Source organism: Coprococcus sp. OM06-34AC (genome assembly GCF_003462545.1).
Taxonomy (GTDB): domain Bacteria; phylum Bacillota; class Clostridia; order Lachnospirales; family Lachnospiraceae; genus Coprococcus; species Coprococcus aceti.
Genome location: NZ_QTZF01000008.1, coordinates 1 through 18995 on the forward strand (window position 1 = coordinate 1; position 18995 = coordinate 18995).

Consider the following 18995-nt stretch of genomic DNA (forward strand, 5'->3'; position numbering starts at 1 on the left):
TGATTTAATAATTTCCAGCTAATCTATGGTTGACTTTTCATAGCTGGTCTCCTTTAATGTGCCCAAGCGTAGAATTGATTACCAAGATTCCATACAATGTCTGGAACAATCCTAGTAAATCCTTCTATAGCAAGGCGTTTTTCTGTTTGAGCAAATGTACCTGAATTTATCGTATTAATTATATTTGCCGCATGGCTTACACCGCCATTATGTCCAAATACGCGTCTACTATGAAGAACTTCATCCATAATCGTAACGGTGATTTTTTGCTTTCTTGGTCTGTTCCTGCTAGGTTTCAACCTTAGCAGCAACTGTAGCTATATCAATTTTGGGCTTTAGCGTTCCAAGTGCTTCACTAAGCCCTTTTGAAGATTGTGTCACAAATTCATTTTAACCATTTTGAAAGGATTTTATAATCTTCTTCAAAACTAACCCTGTCTCAATTATAGCAAGACAGGATTAATCACTCAATTACTTTTTCCAAAAAGTTCCTTGGCTTTCTGCATTTCAATCTTCTCATGCAAGTTGGTGTTATACGACTTCACCTACCCTCACAAATTTACGTTGAATTAATTCTTCCTTTTCTCCCTGTGTACGAATCGAATGATCGAAAGGATCCACCACAAAAGTTTCCGTAATCCTAACTCTATAAGGATTGTTTCTCTTTCCTGACATTTTGGTGATACCCCCTGTGCCGTTCTTTCTTCGATAACTCATATGAATTACCTCCTATTCATAATTAATATTATTTCGCATAAAAAATTTGCGATATCCAATACAATCTGCCTTGCTGTTTATCTGATTTCTAACATTTTTTACATGTCTCACCAAAACAACTCAGACATTTATTCATTTCAGACACTGCAAATAAATTTTGCGATATTAAGAATTCATCAACTGAGTAATCACCTTATACTGAACATAACAACACAGGAACTACCCCCCAACTCACACAGTCTACAGGGTTTGTGACTTGTGTGACTTGTTGCTTGTGACTTGCTTGCGACTTTTACGTGTCTTATGGACATAAAAATAGGGCTATCCAGACCGAATTACCTAGTCTGAATAGCCCAAAAAGTCTAGCTTTTAAGCCTTTTATTTAGAATTTGCCAGCGTTAGCAGCTTCCTCAACAGATGCTGTAAGTCCTTTATTTTCAACGATTTTAGGCGTTAATAGTATGCATATTGTAATAATACACCACTTTTTACCCCATTTTGACGCTATCGTTGACTATCTAGCCATCAATTCATTGACTCGCTTCTGGATCTTTTCCGGGTCGTATCCAGCTTTCTTGAGCTTGGTCTTGCGCTCTTCGCCGTTCCCCCATTTACCGGCAATTACCTCTCGTGCAATCTCGTCGGTAGACTTTACATGAGAAGCCTTTACCTGCTTGTTGACCTCCGCCTGAACTTTCTCATAGTTGTACCCAGCCTTAGTCAACCTTGACTTTCTAACGTCGCCATTCCCCCATTTGCCTGCGAGGACTTCCTTTGCTATCGTTGCAATGGACTTCTTCTTTATGGTAGGCTTAGTCGTTGAAGATGTTGCAGTTTTAACCCCAGCATACTTCTGCCAAGTTGCCTTGGATATGTACGCCTTATTGAGATCAAGATTACCATTATATCCGTTGAGTCGTCCATGGGAAGAGTACTGCCTGATAATGCAATCATAAGAGCCTTCATTCCAAGGAGTCTTCTGGAATCCAGTATCGTTATCATCTGCATACTGAGCTATCCAGAGTGGGTATCCAGCAGACTTAACTCTATTCATCATCGACTTCTGTATATAGATGAAAGGCTTAATTCCAGTTTTACGATATATATAGTTGCACCATGCCTCGCACCACTCCGTATCATCTCTGCCAAATCTAGGATTGTTGTCGGCTTCCCAATCAAGGGCTATGATCCCCTTACCTATGAACTTCTTTATCTTATCTAAGAAGAAATCTGCCTCCTTCTTGACGTCCCCACCATTTGCGTAGTGGTACATACCCAGTAAGCGGCTAAGCTTGAGTGTCTTGTTAGCGTGGTCATTGAAACATCTGTTGAAGTAGTCTGATCCCTCGGTAGCCTTGACTATTATAAAGTCGCAAGCCACCTTAGAGAGATTAATACCATCCTGATGCGCTGATATATCTATTCCATTCATCAAAAATCACTCTCCTTTTTCCAAAAGCGCTTGAACATTTCTATGAGCTTTTCCCAACCGAACATACAAATATAAGCAATAAGAAAAGATGCAAACAGAATAGCTACCGGGTAATACCACATGAGTGCGATATTATAATATGAAAGAACCCCAAATAAAAAGACCTCACATACAATGATGCTCGTGATGAGTACCTGTAGTGAGGTTGGTATCTTTTTAAGGAATCCTAATTCCTTTGTAAACTGTGTGATAACTGTGATCACAGTGCATATAATCGCAACTGCGATAAGTAATAATGAAATTTTCTCCATTTTAATCTACTCCTTTCCGTGATCGTTTGGCGTAATGGGGAGTTTGTCAATCTCATCCATAACCCGCTCGGCAGTACCATTACCGCCAAGTTTTTTATAGGGCTCATATAAATAATTCTTGAGATTGTCATACTCGTCCATTGTTATATATGTAGGTGACCGTTCAAGATAGCTCTTTCCCAAATAAAGTATCCGGTCATGTGCCAAGCCCATCAGCATTTCCGACTGAGCGTCTTTTTTATCTGATTTTTTAAGCAAAAACGCCCATAATCCTGATGATGCCAATACCGCGACGATTATCGACACTATTGTTTGTATCCATATGTTCATATCTTTCTATCCTTTCCGACTTATGCTATTCTGATTGCCTGAATGTAACTGTTAATAGTGCTCAATGCCGCACCACTTGACTGTATTCCCTGAAGGTTGAGTTTTGTTGATGTTTTCAAGTCCGCAATATACGAGCACTGTACACTTGTTACTCCTTTTGTTGTTCCTGCTATATTCATCTGTTGGCTCTCTCTGAAGTAGTCAGTAGATGATGTGGCAAATCGGGCGCCCCTCTGTCCATTAGCGGCACTATTAAACAGTACTGTACCATTAACAACGTATTTTCCTGCTGGCAACGTAACTGATGCACCTGTGTCTGTCCAAGTACCTGAGCTCATGGATTTTGCACCAACGTTTTTTGTTATTACTTCACCTAAAACATTATCATTGTGGTACATTGTGCCATCTTGATCAACTCGAAATGTCTGCTTGCTGTTCTTGTCCTGTATCCAAATAACTGGTTTGCCATCTTCATTACAGAGTATTAACCCTGCTCCACCAGCACCCATACTTAGTCCAATTTTGCTGATTATTCGACTTGCGGTGATTCCCCATCCACCAATAAAACTATCGCCCGCCTTTAATTTACCTATATCGTAATCGAAGGTACTGGACACTAGTTTTTTTGTGGATTCTATTCTCCACCAATCAGCATCTGAATAATCCGCTCTTTCACTTACTATGATTTCTATTGGCGTGAATGAAGTAGGGTCCAAAATAGTGTATGTTCTTATAAGCTGCGTTCCATCGTCACTTGACGCACTTCCCGCAGAGTACAATGTTCCGTCCCGGATGTCCCATCCACCGATTTTCCCGCCAGTAGCAGATAATGCTTTTGTTACTAATCCATCATCATCCCATCTACCGTTTGGCGTTCGTATCTCGCCGGACGAATAATTGGTCATCATCCCACTTATACAATCTCCATTAGAATCTTCGACATAATTTGTACTCTTGATTATGCCCGTTATACTAGACCCATCTGTGATTTTTGTTATTCGCAAATTTGAGATGCTAAGCGTAATATATGTCAATCCTGATGGAACACCATCCGCTTTCGCTATACACATATAAAATTGAAAGTCTTTTACCATTGGCATAGATTCTGGCATAGACAATACCCATGTGTTGCTTGCTATGTTCTCAAATTTAACATATGGCTGCATCGTCGCTGGCTTAGTATATAGGATCTTTGGTGATAGACTAAAGTAAGATTGATTTTTCAATGATTCAGTTTTACCTGTAGATGCTGTATAACCCACTATATCGTAATCGTCCATAGTCAATAAATATTTCATGCCTTGTGGATTTCCTGAATATGCAAAGCTAACCGGAACTTTCAAGTTGTATTCCGGCCTATCACCAACAGGTACCTGAAGATCTCGAATAAATGTTACTTGATAATCTTCTTTTTCATTGCTTTTGGCCGACCACCCTAAACTTGCATATGTATGTTCGCTAAGCTGTGATAAATTTGAAGGGTCTCCCATCAATATTTTAGACACATCAAGCGAACCAGCCTGGATCTTCCCACCATTTATTTGTACCGTACCAGGAACATAAATGTTATTAGCAATACCGTCGGCAGTCTTCTGAGCATTGTTTGCTTTATTCCATGCTGACTTAGCCGCTTCGTAGCTGCTCGACTTCGATACATCTGAGTAACTGAATGTCTTGCCATCGCTCATAATAGTCAGATCAACAAAATATAAGGTATTTGTAGAGCCATCCGTATAAGACGGCTCTGTCGTCTTCCAATTACCCCCAGGATTGATAGTTGTAGGTTTAGCCGGTGCTGTAGCTGTGGATGATTGAAGTAGATAATACCTTGTTACACTCTTGACATCCTTGACATTAAATATGGTTATTTCTGCCTTGGCTTTGATAGTAGCCATAGAAACACCCCCTTACGCTTCAAGCTGACATATGTAAGCCTGAGAGTTGTCCACAGCCTCAGCAGTAACTGGATATGTTGCTGCTGCTTTCAAGAAAGTTGACCCTTTGTACCACTTTAAGGTTCCTAATCCTCCTGGCACAACGCCAGCACTACTAATTCCTGTAATCTCTTTGCCTCCCTGAAATACATGTGCTGTAAGCACGGTAGAACCGATATTATTTTTAAAGATAATACCATTGCTTGATGTGATTGTTACAGTTATTGCGTCTGCTCCTGCATTACCTTGAGGTCCCCGTGGTCCTGTTGCTCCAGTATCCCCCTGTGGTCCTGTTGGACCTGTAGCTCCTTTATCGCCCTTAGCACCTGTTTCACCTTTAATTCTCGCCCATGTATATGAACTGACGGTTGCTGGGTCTGCCTGGTTATAATCAGTACATGTACCGATATACATTCCAACATCTTCACCTGAGTTTGATGTGAATGTCTTGCCGCCATCATTTGAGTACTTTACATGGAAGTATGGGGTCTTGCCGTTTGCCCCCGCTGCACCAGGAGTACCATTTGTACCATCTTTTACTGTCTGGGTATGTGTGCCGTCTTTATCGGTGATGGTTATGGTTGTCACACCATTAGCTTTGGTAACTGATACAGTTGGGGATACCCCCTGAGGACCCTGTGGTCCGGTTGGGCCTGTAGCTCCTTTATCGCCCTTAGCACCTGTAGCTCCTGTCTTTGCTACTGCAAATGAGAACTTCTTGTTGATAGTTACACCGTCAACAACAACTGGGACAGTCGCTTCGCATGCGGTTGTCAGCTTTGCTGTCAGAGTAAACGTGATTGTAACTTTTGGAGTTCCACTGTTGCTTACCTCAGCCGTCACACCTGTTGGACATACGATTGCCTTAGCATCTACTGTAACAACGGAACACATGTTATTACCGCAATATGCTGCTGCATCTGTTGTGCATTTAGAACCGGCCGCAGCTCCCTGCGTGTCCCCAAGAAATGTATACGCCTCGCTTGACAGCACAACGTTATATGCGTCTGACACATCAAGCACTGTAATCTGATCTGCTGCTTTTATTGTTGCCATAGATTATTTTCCTCCTCATTAATCTGTTATTAATTCACACATGAAAGTCACCTTTGTATCTACATCATCCGGTGTGAGTACAAAAGAAAAACCACCATTTTCTATTCGAGAGTCGGTGGATAATATAATTCCATATGTTTCTTCTTCAAGCCTCTGCCATTTCCACTGAATATATGCAGAGCTTCCATAAACCTTGTGTAATTTATCTATGTCTGTTATCCTGTCTTTTCCATGATATATCACCACAGACAAGACTGTTGATACTGCATTATTCTTGAATACCGTTCCTCTTGATGATTCTATTCTCAGGAGTGTGGTTATCTCATCTCTGACATTATTAACATCCTGTTTTATGTCGCTTATAACGTTTTCTATATTCTGCTTGCCAAGGGTGAATTTATCTGCCGATATAGCAAGATGGGATTCCCCCTTATTATCCACATAGAACATTATGAAATTGTCAGAATCACCAACGTTTATCTGACCATCGCTTCCGAGATATGTTCCCCGGGAGATATTACTCATACTCTCCTTTGTGCCAGAGTATAAACCACCATCCACTATGTGCCAGCCGCCTATTGTTGCTCCAAATGCCACAAGATCATCAACAGCTATCTTAGTTGCCGTGATAGACTTGGCTCTGATCACACCGCCATCAAGGCTATTGTAATCCGTCTGCTCTTTCTCTACCGTGTTACCATCGGTATTCAGCTTGTAGTACAGTCCATCTTCTCCTTTGATAACCAGCTTATCTGCTATGACTGTACCGCCCTTGATGCTGTCACCCAGGATAGTTACACCAACCAATGTGCCAGTTATCTGCTGATCGCCAACCACGACATTTTCTATCAAACCGCTTTTCGCAAAGAACTGCTCCAGTGCTGCCTTGCCTATATTTGCAAAATCTATCTGTGCATACTTTATATCAGCCAGTTTTGCATCAAGCTTCCCGGTTTGAAGTTCTTCTATGGTTGCATCATTGGCAGTGAGTTTCTCATGTATGCTGACATTGTCCACTTCAAGTTCCTTGATGCTGGCATTATTAGCTGTAAGTTTTTCATTTATAGTGACATTATCTGCTTCGAGATCTTTTATATCGGCTTCTGTAGCTGTCAACTTATCGGATATCTCTACGTTATCAGCCTTGAGATTCTCTATATCTGCATTTATTGTCTTGAGATCGCCAATACTCGCCTTGTCAGCAACAACTTCAGTAAGTACTTTAACATCATCGCTTCGAGCTGATGGTGAAGATATATTTCCCATTATTGTTGCTGTATGATCCTTAACAAGAACCATTACCCGCTCAAGACTGTGCACATCCGCCATAGATGTAACCGGGGTGAGTATCTCAGAACCATCAAGTCGTACATATGGGGTACCGTTCTGCATCACCACTGTGCCGTACATAGTTGTACCATCCTGTGTTTTTGTATCCTTGGTTGCCTTAACAAATTTAGATACAAGATCCGCCGATAATTGCATGGCTCATCACCCCCATAAACTATTTGTATATATTGCCTTTTCTGTGACAACGCATCCTGTTGTACACTTGATAGACTGACTTATGATTTTTGCTTTCTGATTGAGTATTCCTGCCCTTTCATAATTAAGCAGAACACAATCCCCAACCCGAACTGGATAATACCCATGGGAATAACTCACAGTATATTCTAGTGTAGACAGTGTTTTTAACAACTGCCTTGCATATTCGTCAATCTGTGCTTTTGTTGGGTTCCCTGTAAGCGACGGATTCGTCACTCTGCGAATTATTTCCCGCCCACGATTCACTGTAGATATCGGGCTATTCGGGTCGTTGTTGACCACTCTTGTCTGATATGTGAGATTGTTTCCGGAATACAGTATCTCCACAACATTTGGTATCCCATAAAGGTCCCTGCTGATGGTTATACTTGGTAAAAGTATAGAACTGTTGCTATCGTCGAAAGTAACAACCGGTTGTAATGCCGTAACCTCCTGCACTGGCCTAAAACATATCTGTCCCAGATCGTCAAGTTCGTACTCGTACTTCGCATTACTGCTCAGATCTTTCAGGAACGTTAGCCAGTTGTCGTCCGTATTAGAAACAAAATCCACTTCCAATTTCTTATTGTCTGTGCACTCTATCACCGGCGCCCTCGCATGTGACTTGGTTAGTGAGCACACATTGTCCATTATCGGTTCACCCTTCCGTATGGAAAAGCCAAGTGGAGGCGGATTTTCTTTCAACTCGATAAGAGGTGTATACGCATCTACAGATACGCTTTTTGCCTTACCATCAAACTCTTCTGATGGTGTCTGAACCATATGCGTCCCCAATGGAAACCGTTCACGTATCCCATTTTGAATTGTGACGAGGTATGTCCTTATATAACATTCCCCAATACTCTCTGATAAATCAAAAGACGCCGAGCCAAGTGTATCAGCATCAGCGTCCCTCGATATTGTTGCGCCCATCTTCACGTTCATAAGCCGTTCGGTATCCCGCCATGTCGCAGGATCGACAATGTAGTATTCGTATGTCTGCTGCATTGGTTTTGTCCAATCAGGCATATCACTTACCCCCTTCGACTCGTGTAACACTGAACTGTACCGGTGTAGTTAACTCGCAATGTGTCTGGCTGTAGGATACAGAAATGCTTGCCCAGTAACCTGTACCGGACGGTTCTCTTACATATACGTCGTTAAGCCATCTTGTAAGCTCCCGGATCATCGAAAGCGTATCTTTATCATTGTGCGGTATGACTACATTCCAGTTCGATGTATGCCCTATCTGTGTTCCGTAATAGCTGACAGGATGCTCTCTACCAGCATATTCAAGTAACTCTGTATCTGGATTAAAGCTATCTGAGATGTCAATATTATAAGGAAGTCTGAGCATCTTGCATGTCCATGCAGGTTCCTCCAAAGCATCCCCATCTCCACCCGAAGCATCATATGATCCCCACTGTTCATCCCACTGAATTATTACAGCAGTTTCTCCGACATCTTCTGCTACATCTGCATAACTGACTACCCCCGTGTTCTGATCTATTGCAATTATCCTATAACTTGCCGTGTCAAGAGCCGGATGCTGGTCTGGCACTGAAATACCCATTGTATTTGCTACGCCTGTTTCTATTTCCGTAAAGGTGCCGTCAAACTCTCTTCTGTACACTGATAACAATACATCGACTGCAAGTTCTTCGTTCTCATCAACGCACCATGGACTGATAATTGCCGTGAGTGTTTCTGGGTCGATTACTATTGACGCATCTGGGGATAACTTGTTTTCTTCCCATTCCACAGTCATTTCTATGGTATCTGTCGCAGTAAGCCCAGAATCTAATGCTACAACACAGTTGATCGTATAAGTATGACCACTTTCAAAATCTATGTTGTTAGCACTCAGTGTAATGGCAGTTCTGTTGTCGTCATATTCTACACCGTCCTTGGATGTCTGCGGAGTTCCACTGTAATACTTATTGAATATCACATCCCCTGCATATACCATTTTGAAGTTACCCAAATTATCCATTGTCTGGTATGTATCATTTGATGATATTGTCACGCTCGCACTTATGAGTTTCTGTGTATCAGGCTGAGTTGTACATTCAAGTACTATTGGGAACGATGTGATCTCAGTGATTGGTTCATTATTCTTATTGCTTAACGTAAGTTGTACTGTTGGTTGTGCATACACTTTCACTTCTCTGGTTATTGACCAGTCGCCGTATTCCCCAGTAACACCTGCCGTTCGGATTGACCATTTTATCACTGTGTCTTTCGTATAGTTCTTTGTATCTATAGTATAAACACTGTTTGTATCGCCCTTGCCGATATATTTGTCCAGGTTTATTGTCGGCTGTGATACACCATCGATACTCAAATTAAGCTGCGCATGTGACTGGTCTGACCCATCCTCTGAATTCTGAACCCAATAAAGTAAGATCTTCTCGCCTATACCCAACACAGTCTTATTTGACCATGTTGTTGGGGCAGAAGGTTTTGTTCCCAGAGCAACTGTATATGTTCCCGTCGTCCAGTTTGATGAACCGGCACTATTAGTTACTCTGACTCTGAAATAATACCTTGTTCCTGTTGTAAGCCCTGTTATCTCGGCATGATTTACATTTGCATCAACGGATGTAGAACTTACCGCATTAGAACTGTCAAAGTACTCTTTCTTTTCAGTGTATTCTATTTCATATTTCTCGGCCTGTGTGACCTTGTCCCAGCTTATGTATGCTGATGTTTCTGTAAGAGTTTTTACACTCGTGATCTTTTTTATCTTACCTGGTGCAGACTTTGTATCATATGTCCATTCGCCCCATTCACCGGTTATACTTGTCTTCGAGCTCACTACATTGATGGCTCTGCATCTTACATCATAGCTACAGCCAGCATCCACAGTGATCGTTATTGATGCCTTGGATGCTTTTACCTCTGCTGTAACTATCTTTGCTTTTTTCTTATCTTTGAGTATATAGAATGACACTTTATCACACTTAGAATCTGTGATGTTGTCGATGCTTGCTGTGAGCTTGTACTGGTCTATGGATACCATAGGTGCCCCTAGAGTCTCCGGGTTGTTTACTCCCTCGACGCTTCGTATAACCGATACAGCATCCCCAGTCCAGTAACTCTTAGTTACCTGCTTTGTGGTCTTTCCAGATTTTACATTTTCCTTATACGTTTTAGACACCGGTTTGACCACACATTTCATTCTTATGGCATTACTTGGAGGGGTGTACGTGGCGTTCTTGACTTTGACATCCGATGCACCGCCATCAAACCACACCCCATCTCCACTACTGTAATACCAATGCACACTGTAATGGTCAGTATTTGCAATGGGTATCAGTGCTTTCTTTCCATTATCAGCATTCTTGAGGTGTTTCATAGATACCGTACTATTCAGGTTCTTTGTACCTGATTTATTCTTGCCTAACCTTGCATTGTTACCTTTTATATCGGCAACCTTCCACGTATCATTCTTCACATCTGAACTGACCTTAACACCATTGGTGAACTGCACGATCTCCGACTCGAGATAATCAAAAGATACAACAGAACCCACGAGAACATATTTGGACTTGGTATAAACCTTAGGCTCTGCAAACTCCCATGTAGCAAAATATGTATTATCGGTCCCAGTCTGTTTGGTAACCTTTAGGTTTGTGACTTTCTTACCCATGCTTATGCCCTCCTCTCCACTACAGCTGCTCGTACTAACTGTTCGACAACAGACGCGATATTGCTTCCGTCGTCATAAGTTATTCCGTTCACGTTATATGTATTTCCAGGAGTCTGATTTATTCGCTTCGACAACCTGTCTATAGCTTCAATAACATCAGAATTTCCATTTTGATTATTTCTACGCTCAAGTAGCGCATCCACTGAACCGGATCTAAGTCCTGTGAAAATCTGTGGGTTTTTGTTGAGCATATTATTAATTGCATCCATGCTACTTGTCACATTACCCATATCGACTACAGGTGTGATTGTTGGCTCATAATCAAGATCGAGGTTCAGCGCATCCGATATCATCGACATTACTGTGCCAGCCTTGTCTACGACAGTATTGGACAGATCGCTTACTGACGCATATACCTTGCTACTTCCACGAGCAACACCTATGGCAAGACCTTCTGCAAGATATCTACCTATACGCAGGAATACCTTAGATGGTGAATGCTCATCCAATACTTTCTTGGTAGTAGTCTCTGTATTCTTAGCCATCTGCCTTGCAGCATTGGTGGCTTTGTATGCTCTGTCTCGTATACCTCTGGCAAATCCTTCTACAAGATTCACACCGATATTGTAGTATCGGTTGTTATACTCCGACATTGCATCTGCTCCGTCGCTTGCAACTGTTCCCGCTGCTGATGCTACTTCCCCGGATTTATTACTGATTCCTTTCTTGAACACGATCATCGCCGAACTACCAGCATTCTCCCACTTCTGCTTTCTGCCATTCACTTTATTTATCATATTGTCAATGAATGTCGTTATGACAGAAGAAGCCTTATCTCCAGCATCACCAAATGCACTCACAAAGTTGTCCAGACTTATAGTACCTATATTGTTGAGACTTGCTGTGAACTGTGAAAGTCCGTCCGCATCAAATGTTGTCATCTTTTCTACGAAGGAATATAGAGTACTTATTTCATCTGTCACTGTTCCGAGTTGGTCAGTATCTACACCTGAAATATTAGCTGAATAATTGCTGAGATGCGAACCCCATGTTTCGAGTGCACTTCCAAGAGAATCAAGACAATCGAATGAATCGTCATTCAATCCAGAAATCTGTTTCTGAAGATTTACCATCATCTGTCCAGCATTGTCAGCGGCATTTACTGCATCGTCACTGATTTTTCCGCTTACACTATTAGAGAAATCAACCAACGCATTGCCAAATGATACAATGTTTTCGCCAAATGAGCCTAAGCTGTTATCGCCTTTGAAGTATGCTATAATGCCGCCAGTCGCGGGAACAGCTTCATTCAATGTCACCATCAACTCGCCCATATCTTTTGCTTTGTTAATCGCATCTGGATCCAGCGAACCCTTATCGGTCTTACCAGCAACAATATTACTGAACTCAACAAGAGCACCGCCGAAGTCCTTGAGATTGGCGCCAAATGTACTAAGTTTTTTCTCACCAGTAAAGCACTGCCATACTCCATCTTGCGCCGGGATCTTATCGTTCAATGCAGCCATGATTTCGCCACACTTTGCAGCATTATCTACAGCGTCTTTGTCTATTCCACCATTTTGAACTATGGTGTTTGAGAATGCGACTATAGCATCTCCGAAAGCTGTTATGCCATCGGAGAATACACTCATGTCTTTCTCGCCCATGATCTTCTGTGCCCATCCACCAGAACGCGGTATGGATTTCTGTAATTCTGCCAGCACCTTTCCAGCATTTGCTGCTACGGTCACCGAATCACCGTCTATCTTACCCTTTGTCGCGTTTGAGAATGCTACTACGGCCTTACCATAAGCAGCTAAATCTATGGCAAGCTGATCGTAGTCAACTCCACCACCAAGGAACTTTGTGAGACTGTCCAACAGACTAGCTGCTGTGAGCAACAGAAGTGTCTCTGCCAGCGCCTTGGCACCTTCCATGGCTGTCTTATCCACCTGTGTCATTGTAGTGATAAAAGGCGAGATGTTTGTTGCAAACTCAGATAGCTTCGTACCTATATCTGGCAATACATCAGCAACGCTGGATACAAAGCCACTCACGATACTACCAAAGAACTCACCTATTCCTTCACCTATGGCTGACAATAATGGTATCCCCTTGTCCAGGAAATCCTGTAACTCTGGATACTCACTAGATAGTGCACCAAGCGCTGCTATGAATAAGCCGATCTCTGTAACAATAGCAATCATAGCTGTAGCTCCCGCTATTGCCGCAAGTGCACCTGTTCCAATGAGAGCCAAAGGTATCATAGCCACTGACATTGCCATGAGTAATATAGATAGCGCGGTTGCGGTACCTATTGATGCATTCAGATCATATTTGTTCAGTAACCCAAGTATGACTCCCAGCTCGCCTACAACAAGACCCATCAAGGCCATAGCGCCTACAGCGGTAGTTGGAATCTTTTTTACCAAACTAAGCATTACCATAGATGCCGCCATAGCATTCAGCAATACGCCCAATGCAATAGCACTCTGTATTGACGCCTCTACATGTAGTGCATTCATGGCACCCAATATAAGTGCTAATACTCCAACAACACCAGTCATGGTATATAGATTGTCTGTGACTGTCTTGGATATTCGTCCTGACCTACCCATAATTGCAAATGCTGAGGCAAACGATAAAAGCAATAACGATAATGCTGCCGAACTCTGAATAGCATTATCTGTATTTAGCATAGACATTGCCGCTATTACCCCACCGAGAACCACCACAACGCCCAACATCTGTACCATTGTTCCACGCATCTGTTTGGTATTCTTGCTAAATTTTGTCAGTGCCATCATTGCACCGAACGATATCATAAGTGCAGAAATACATGATGTTGCCACTGCTAACTTACTTGAATCCAGGAATGTAAGTCCGACTACAGCTGCTACCAATACACCAATAGCTACTGTCATAGATATGATGGTGCCCTTTTTCACCTTCTCAGCATACTGTGACACATATATGAGTCCCCCAAATAACGTCTCTAATATAGAAACAACCAGAGTTGCTCTTGGTAACGCATCCGGATCTATCTGAGTAAGTATGAATATTACGCCGGTTATGATAAGTAACGCTCCAGACATCATGAGCAACATAGCTCCTGCTTTTGCTGCATTCTCACCTGCAAATTTTGATACCGCTATAATTGCTGCAAACATTACTTCTATAACGCCGATTATCTTGAGTCCTCGTTTAACTTCTGATTCATCAAGATAACTTATCAATTTTATTACTCCAACAAGGACTCCGATGGCAATACTCATACCAAGTAACATAGCCCCTGCCTTGGAACCATATTCACCTGCTGTTTGTGAAACTATGATTATGGCCTCAAACAAAAGCGTAATCAGGCCTATTACTGCTATTCCGCTAAGCACTTCATCACCATCAAGTTTAGACGCAAGTTTTACAACACCGACCATGATAGCCATTGCCACGCTCATCTTGATAAGCATTTTTCCCGCCTTATCGGCATGCTCTCCTGCAAAGTATGAGACTGCCACCATCTTTATGAAGAACCCCTGCATGAGTTCTATCACTATTACCCCCTGAAGGACCCCCTCTGGGGTAAGCTTGGCCAGTGCCTCTATAGCTTTTGCTATTATTAACAATGATGCGGACATCTTTAACAAAAGACTGCCTGCTTTATCAGTACCTTTTGAAAGGTTCGATACAACCATCAACGCTCCGCAAACTATACCGAGTTTTATAAGTAAGTAACCAAGCGCATCAACAATAGGCCCCATTTTTTCTGGATCGAGACTCTGTAACTTCTTCAACGCTATCGTCGCTAATAACAATGCTGCACACACACCAACAACTGTTAGAGCGCCCTTGGCACCGCCACCGATTTTACCCATCAGTGTTATAGCTGTAGCCAATCCTGCAACAATTGCTGATAAAGCACCAATAGCAGCAATAGATGACCAAAGTTTATTGTCATCTATCTGTGACACAACCCATAAGGATCCAGAAAGCACCGCTACAGCAAGTGCAAGTTCCAACACAGATTTTGCAATAAGGTCTAACTGTTTTGCCTTGAAATATTTCTGTATGCCTTTTCCAAATGTTGTGAAGAACCCTCCTACGCTTTCGAGCAATTCGCCAAAACCTTTAGCAGGTGCTGCGATTGCTTCTACTGCCTTGCTGAATGACGTAACCGCCTTCGTTACATTATTAGTCACATAGAGTAATCCAACGCCGAGACCGACAGCCAAAACTTTTCCGAAGTCAATCCCCTTGAGCGTGTCAAGAATACTACTGCCTATGCTCTTAATAAGTTCCAGTAACTTGGATACTCCATTTTGAATTCCATTGAACCATCCGGTCATGGAGAAATCTCCGATTTTGTAAAACTCTACCGATGGAGAATGTATCCCGAGCACAGATTTAATTCCCGCCAGCATATCTTTTCCTATCTGGATTATTGTACTGACTACTTCTTTTCCACCATTCTTGAGACCGTTTACAAGCCCCTCCAATATGTACTTCGGTATGTTGTCGGCATCTTTAAGCCCCTGTATCCAATCTTTGAAACCGTCTGAAAATTTTCTGAGATACGGTGAAACTTTATCCAGTACCTTACCGAACAATTTACTGAAGTCGGTGGCATCCCGAAGTTTTACAAGGAAGTCTCCGATGTATGCAGTTACTGTCAAGAGATCCAGATTAAAATACTTGAGCAGAACATTTATCACTTTAAGACTTAGTTTTAATCCTCCGCCGACAATGTTGCTGATCATGCTGATTAAAGCGAATAGTCCCTTGAGAGTTCTCCGGAGTTTGTCTGCCTTTTCATCGCTCATAACAAGATGCTGTGAGAACTTATTGACAGTTTCTGTAATACGATATAATGTACTTTCTCCGGACTTATCCGATGTTGTGAACATCTCTGAGTATGCCTGTTTGAATGCTTTGGCAACCTGGGTTGCTCCTTTTACTGCATTCTGGAAAGACTCTATGAGAAGTTCTTTGCCACTTGGTTTGTTCAGACTCGCTATCAGCTCGCTAATCGGAGTACCTGTCTTTTCCGCCTGTGTTGCAAGATCTCGAAGTGTCTTTATCTGGTCTTCGGTAAGTCCCAAAGTTTCCGCTTCTTTATCTGACAGACTTGCCATGGCTTCTGTGAGCTCATCCGCGCTCAACGTACAATCAGACCAGTTATGCCCATTACGCTCCCAAACTTTATTAACCAAAGCCTGTACCTGAGCATAATCGTAGTTGGCTGCGGTGAGCGCCTTTATTCTTTCCTCACCATTACCAAAATCTCCGCGAATAGTTTTCGAGACAACATCGTTGAAGTATTCAACCTTGTTAGTTATGTCCTGTGTAGACTCAGATGCTTTGGATGTGTCATTTGTGAGCCTTTTCAGAGTATCTATTATCAAACTGCCAGATAATTTACCCTTGGCAAAGATATTTGCCAGTGAGCCATACTTCTTCAGCAACGAATCTATGTTTATACCCTGTTCTTTAGCAACCTCTTTGAGCTTTGCTGTGAAGGTATCCTCGGACACGCCAGCTTCGCTTATCTTGTTCATGAGATTATCCCATTTTGAAGTTAACCCACTGAACAGTGTTTTTGGATTGATCTTGCTTACCAAAGTATTGGCGTAATTGATAAGCTTGGCTACGCCTTTAGAGGCACTCTCTACGAACGGAAGTGTTACCTCTTTTATATCATTTATCTTCAGTCGAACAGTGTTAAGTATTCCTACTAATGGGCCGTTCTGTTCTATGAGCGGCTTATAGAAATTTGCACCAATCTTAGCAAGCGCCGACTTAACGTTTGCTAATGCTCCATCAAATGTCTCGTTTGCTTTCTTGGCATGCTCTCCATATTCCTTATCCATAATGTCAGCAAACGTCTGGAAATCTATCTTGCCTTTGGAGACCATGTCACGAACTTCGGCTTCGGTTGTATTAAGATACTTTGCCAATGTAGCGGCAGCGTTCATACCCCTTCCTGAAAGCTGAAGCAACTGATCTCCCATCATTCGTCCCTGGCCAGCAATCTGTGTATATATACGACCGATATCTTCGTATGTACTTCCAGTCATAGCCGCCACACCGGAAATACCTCGTAACGCATGCTGCATACCTTCTCCAGCACGCATACCAGAAGCCGCAAGCTGAGCTGCTACACTTGCCGCTGCATCAAGACTATATGCTGTTCCTGATACACCATAATCGACATCGTCCATTATTGCGGCTACCTGCTTGGCGTCATCCTGTAGCAATCCCATAAGCTTGAAGTTTGCCTGGTCGAGTTTCATGGCTCTGCTGAGACCGCCGCCTGATATAGCCTGTTCAACAAAGTTTTTTGCTTTGGTGACAGATGTCATGACGGTGTTTGTAAGGTTCTGAACAACCTGCATTCCAGCTATACCCATAACTGAGAATCGCTTCCTGAGGTATTCGACATTCGATATGAGACTGTCAAATGATACGCTCTTGGCAGCGCTGTCTATAGCCTGAAAACTTTTCTCAGAACCCCTAAGCTGAAGTTTTTCGTTTAATCTATCCAATGATGTCATGGTTGTTTTGACATTAGTTTCAAAGTTTTTGTTGTCAAATTTCATCTCAACAACTTTTTCGTCGATTGTGTTACTCATCCACTTATCACATCCTTCCATGCATCATTTGCTATTTGGTCAAAAATAGGCCGGATAGCAGGATTGATATAATCTCTTCCTTCTACCCAGCCCCCAGTACCGGTTCCGTGTCCGTATTGCAGTATCACAGCTATCGGAACCCCTTCATTCACGTTTGAATTTAAAAAAGAGATTGTAGCTGTTCCGTTCTGGTTTTCTATCTTGTAATACCATGAGTTGGCAGTTTCTCCTGAGTCCACAGGTGTTGCTGAAGCTAATGCTTCTACCCCAGCTCTGCCATACTTGTTGAGCTTTCCAAGATGTATTCCTTCTTTGGCTCGCTCAAGAAAACTCGTAAGTTTTGAGAAGTCACCTTTCTGCTTAAACTGAATAGCACTCATACAATCCCCCTATCTGGTCACCCCTTCGTGTGCCATTTTCTTTTTCTTTCTGCATTCAGCTTTGCATAGTAATTCAGAGTCTCCGCTTCCGACCGTTTTTTCTGTGGTTTGTTCTCTTCCTCGAATATCTTGAGTAATGTCATTAATCGATTGAGGTGCCATTTCTCGCATTCAATGGGAACACCAAGACTAAACATGCAGAAATATAAATACTCTGATGTTATGAACTTGCTATTATGTTTTTTGGTCGTAATCATTTCATTGAATGTTGTTGCAGTCATGGGGTCATTAATATAAGAAGAGATTTCTTCTATATTTCGCTGAGATAAAGCGAGAAACACTGAATCTTTCACATTTTTTGTAATTGTCATGCATTTGAAATAGTCAAGTATTTCTGTTGCCGAGTGCTGAAGTTTTGGGTCAAGATACGCTTTGTGATGCTTCCCTTCCCATTTTGAAAGTGACACCAAGGAGTGCTCCATCTGTATCGTGGTTTCTGGAATCCACAAAAACTGATTTGTATTCTCATTGAATATTTCGGTTTTCGGTACAGTAATCTGAAGCACTCTGGATCACCTCTCTATTACACGCTTGCTAATACGTTTGCCGTATTATTCATAGCTGTTTTTTTCATTTCCTCTGACACTTTTTTAGGCATGATACCGTTTATAAAGGCCGCCCCTGCCTCATCATTAGTAGCCAGCTCCATAAAAAGCTGATCATACATTGGTGTCGCAATAAAATTAAGATAAAGCGGATTTCCTTTCTCATCTGTCTTACGGAATGACTTACCATCTGGGGCAAGCTCGCCATATGATTTACAGATAACCTCCTTGAACACCTTGATAATCTCGGTGGTGTCCTTTGCATCTACAATCTTCTGAAGAAGCTTATCTAAACCGCCCTTTTCTGAAAGTGCCATCTCCGTAAGCTCTGCTTCGCTTAGGTGGAAGTATTCATCCTGCTTGATCTTGTTTCCTTCATAATCTTCATATTCAAATGTCTTCTTTAACATATTGTTTCCTCCTTAATA

13 protein-coding genes are annotated in these 18995 nt (G+C 42.1%); all 13 read right to left on the reverse strand.

Features of this window, described 5'->3' with window-relative positions:
* Positions 1-531: 531 nt before the first annotated feature.
* The 13 genes from DXB91_RS12445 to DXB91_RS12500 all read right to left on the reverse strand — a co-directional run bounded on the left by DXB91_RS12445 (position 532) and on the right by DXB91_RS12500 (position 18977).
* The gene (locus tag DXB91_RS12445) at positions 532-717 is read right to left on the reverse strand and encodes a hypothetical protein (protein WP_117822842.1); all 186 of its coding nucleotides are present in this window, start codon (positions 715-717) and stop codon (positions 532-534) included.
* Positions 718-1231: 514 nt separating this feature from the next.
* On the reverse strand, positions 1232-2149 hold the full coding sequence (locus DXB91_RS12450; RefSeq protein ID WP_118018223.1) for a GH25 family lysozyme: 918 nt from the start codon (positions 2147-2149) through the stop codon (positions 1232-1234).
* On the reverse strand, positions 2149-2460 hold the full coding sequence (locus DXB91_RS12455) for a hypothetical protein (protein ID WP_118018225.1): 312 nt from the start codon (positions 2458-2460) through the stop codon (positions 2149-2151). The genes DXB91_RS12450 and DXB91_RS12455 overlap by 1 nt, the downstream gene beginning before the upstream one ends.
* 6 nt (positions 2461-2466) lie before the next feature.
* The gene (locus DXB91_RS12460) at positions 2467-2790 is read right to left on the reverse strand and encodes a hypothetical protein (protein WP_118018227.1); all 324 of its coding nucleotides are present in this window, start codon (positions 2788-2790) and stop codon (positions 2467-2469) included.
* A gap of 20 nt (positions 2791-2810) precedes the next feature.
* Positions 2811-4685 (reverse strand): hypothetical protein, encoded by a 1875-nt coding sequence (locus DXB91_RS12465; RefSeq protein WP_118018229.1) that lies wholly within the window; start codon positions 4683-4685, stop codon positions 2811-2813.
* A 12-nt stretch (positions 4686-4697) separates the two neighbouring features.
* Positions 4698-5780: a collagen-like protein gene (locus DXB91_RS14580; protein WP_158564611.1), complete on the reverse strand. Its 1083-nt coding sequence runs from the start codon at positions 5778-5780 to the stop codon at positions 4698-4700.
* An 18-nt stretch (positions 5781-5798) separates the two neighbouring features.
* Positions 5799-7265 (reverse strand): hypothetical protein, encoded by a 1467-nt coding sequence (locus DXB91_RS12470; RefSeq protein WP_118018231.1) that lies wholly within the window; start codon positions 7263-7265, stop codon positions 5799-5801.
* A gap of 6 nt (positions 7266-7271) precedes the next feature.
* Complete coding sequence (locus tag DXB91_RS12475; RefSeq protein WP_118018233.1) at positions 7272-8333, reverse strand: hypothetical protein; 1062 nt, start codon at positions 8331-8333, stop codon at positions 7272-7274.
* A gap of 1 nt (position 8334) precedes the next feature.
* Positions 8335-10956: a fibronectin type III domain-containing protein gene (locus tag DXB91_RS12480; RefSeq protein ID WP_118018235.1), complete on the reverse strand. Its 2622-nt coding sequence runs from the start codon at positions 10954-10956 to the stop codon at positions 8335-8337.
* A 2-nt stretch (positions 10957-10958) separates the two neighbouring features.
* The gene (locus DXB91_RS12485) at positions 10959-17582 is read right to left on the reverse strand and encodes a tape measure protein (RefSeq protein WP_158564613.1); all 6624 of its coding nucleotides are present in this window, start codon (positions 17580-17582) and stop codon (positions 10959-10961) included.
* Positions 17579-17962: an HK97 gp10 family phage protein gene (locus DXB91_RS12490; RefSeq protein ID WP_118018239.1), complete on the reverse strand. Its 384-nt coding sequence runs from the start codon at positions 17960-17962 to the stop codon at positions 17579-17581. The genes DXB91_RS12485 and DXB91_RS12490 overlap by 4 nt, the downstream gene beginning before the upstream one ends.
* Before the next feature lie 17 nt (positions 17963-17979).
* Positions 17980-18528: a hypothetical protein gene (locus DXB91_RS12495; protein WP_118018241.1), complete on the reverse strand. Its 549-nt coding sequence runs from the start codon at positions 18526-18528 to the stop codon at positions 17980-17982.
* Positions 18529-18545: 17 nt separating this feature from the next.
* Positions 18546-18977: a hypothetical protein gene (locus tag DXB91_RS12500; RefSeq protein ID WP_199413834.1), complete on the reverse strand. Its 432-nt coding sequence runs from the start codon at positions 18975-18977 to the stop codon at positions 18546-18548.
* Positions 18978-18995 lie beyond the last annotated feature (18 nt).

Coding starts and splice junctions, on each gene's coding strand:
- DXB91_RS12455 (WP_118018225.1), bottom strand. CDS start 2,460: ATGGAGAAAATTTCATTATTACTTATCGCAGTTGCGATTATATGCACT.
- DXB91_RS12475 (WP_118018233.1), bottom strand. CDS start 8,333: ATGCCTGATTGGACAAAACCAATGCAGCAGACATACGAATACTACATT.
- DXB91_RS12485 (WP_158564613.1), bottom strand. CDS start 17,582: ATGAGTAACACAATCGACGAAAAAGTTGTTGAGATGAAATTTGACAAC.
- DXB91_RS12460 (WP_118018227.1), bottom strand. CDS start 2,790: ATGAACATATGGATACAAACAATAGTGTCGATAATCGTCGCGGTATTG.
- DXB91_RS14580 (WP_158564611.1), bottom strand. CDS start 5,780: ATGGCAACAATAAAAGCAGCAGATCAGATTACAGTGCTTGATGTGTCA.
- DXB91_RS12445 (WP_117822842.1), bottom strand. CDS start 717: ATGAGTTATCGAAGAAAGAACGGCACAGGGGGTATCACCAAAATGTCA.
- DXB91_RS12500 (WP_199413834.1), bottom strand. CDS start 18,977: ATGTTAAAGAAGACATTTGAATATGAAGATTATGAAGGAAACAAGATC.
- DXB91_RS12465 (WP_118018229.1), bottom strand. CDS start 4,685: ATGGCTACTATCAAAGCCAAGGCAGAAATAACCATATTTAATGTCAAG.
- DXB91_RS12480 (WP_118018235.1), bottom strand. CDS start 10,956: ATGGGTAAGAAAGTCACAAACCTAAAGGTTACCAAACAGACTGGGACC.
- DXB91_RS12450 (WP_118018223.1), bottom strand. CDS start 2,149: ATGAATGGAATAGATATATCAGCGCATCAGGATGGTATTAATCTCTCT.
- DXB91_RS12470 (WP_118018231.1), bottom strand. CDS start 7,265: ATGCAATTATCGGCGGATCTTGTATCTAAATTTGTTAAGGCAACCAAG.
- DXB91_RS12490 (WP_118018239.1), bottom strand. CDS start 17,962: ATGAGTGCTATTCAGTTTAAGCAGAAAGGTGACTTCTCAAAACTTACG.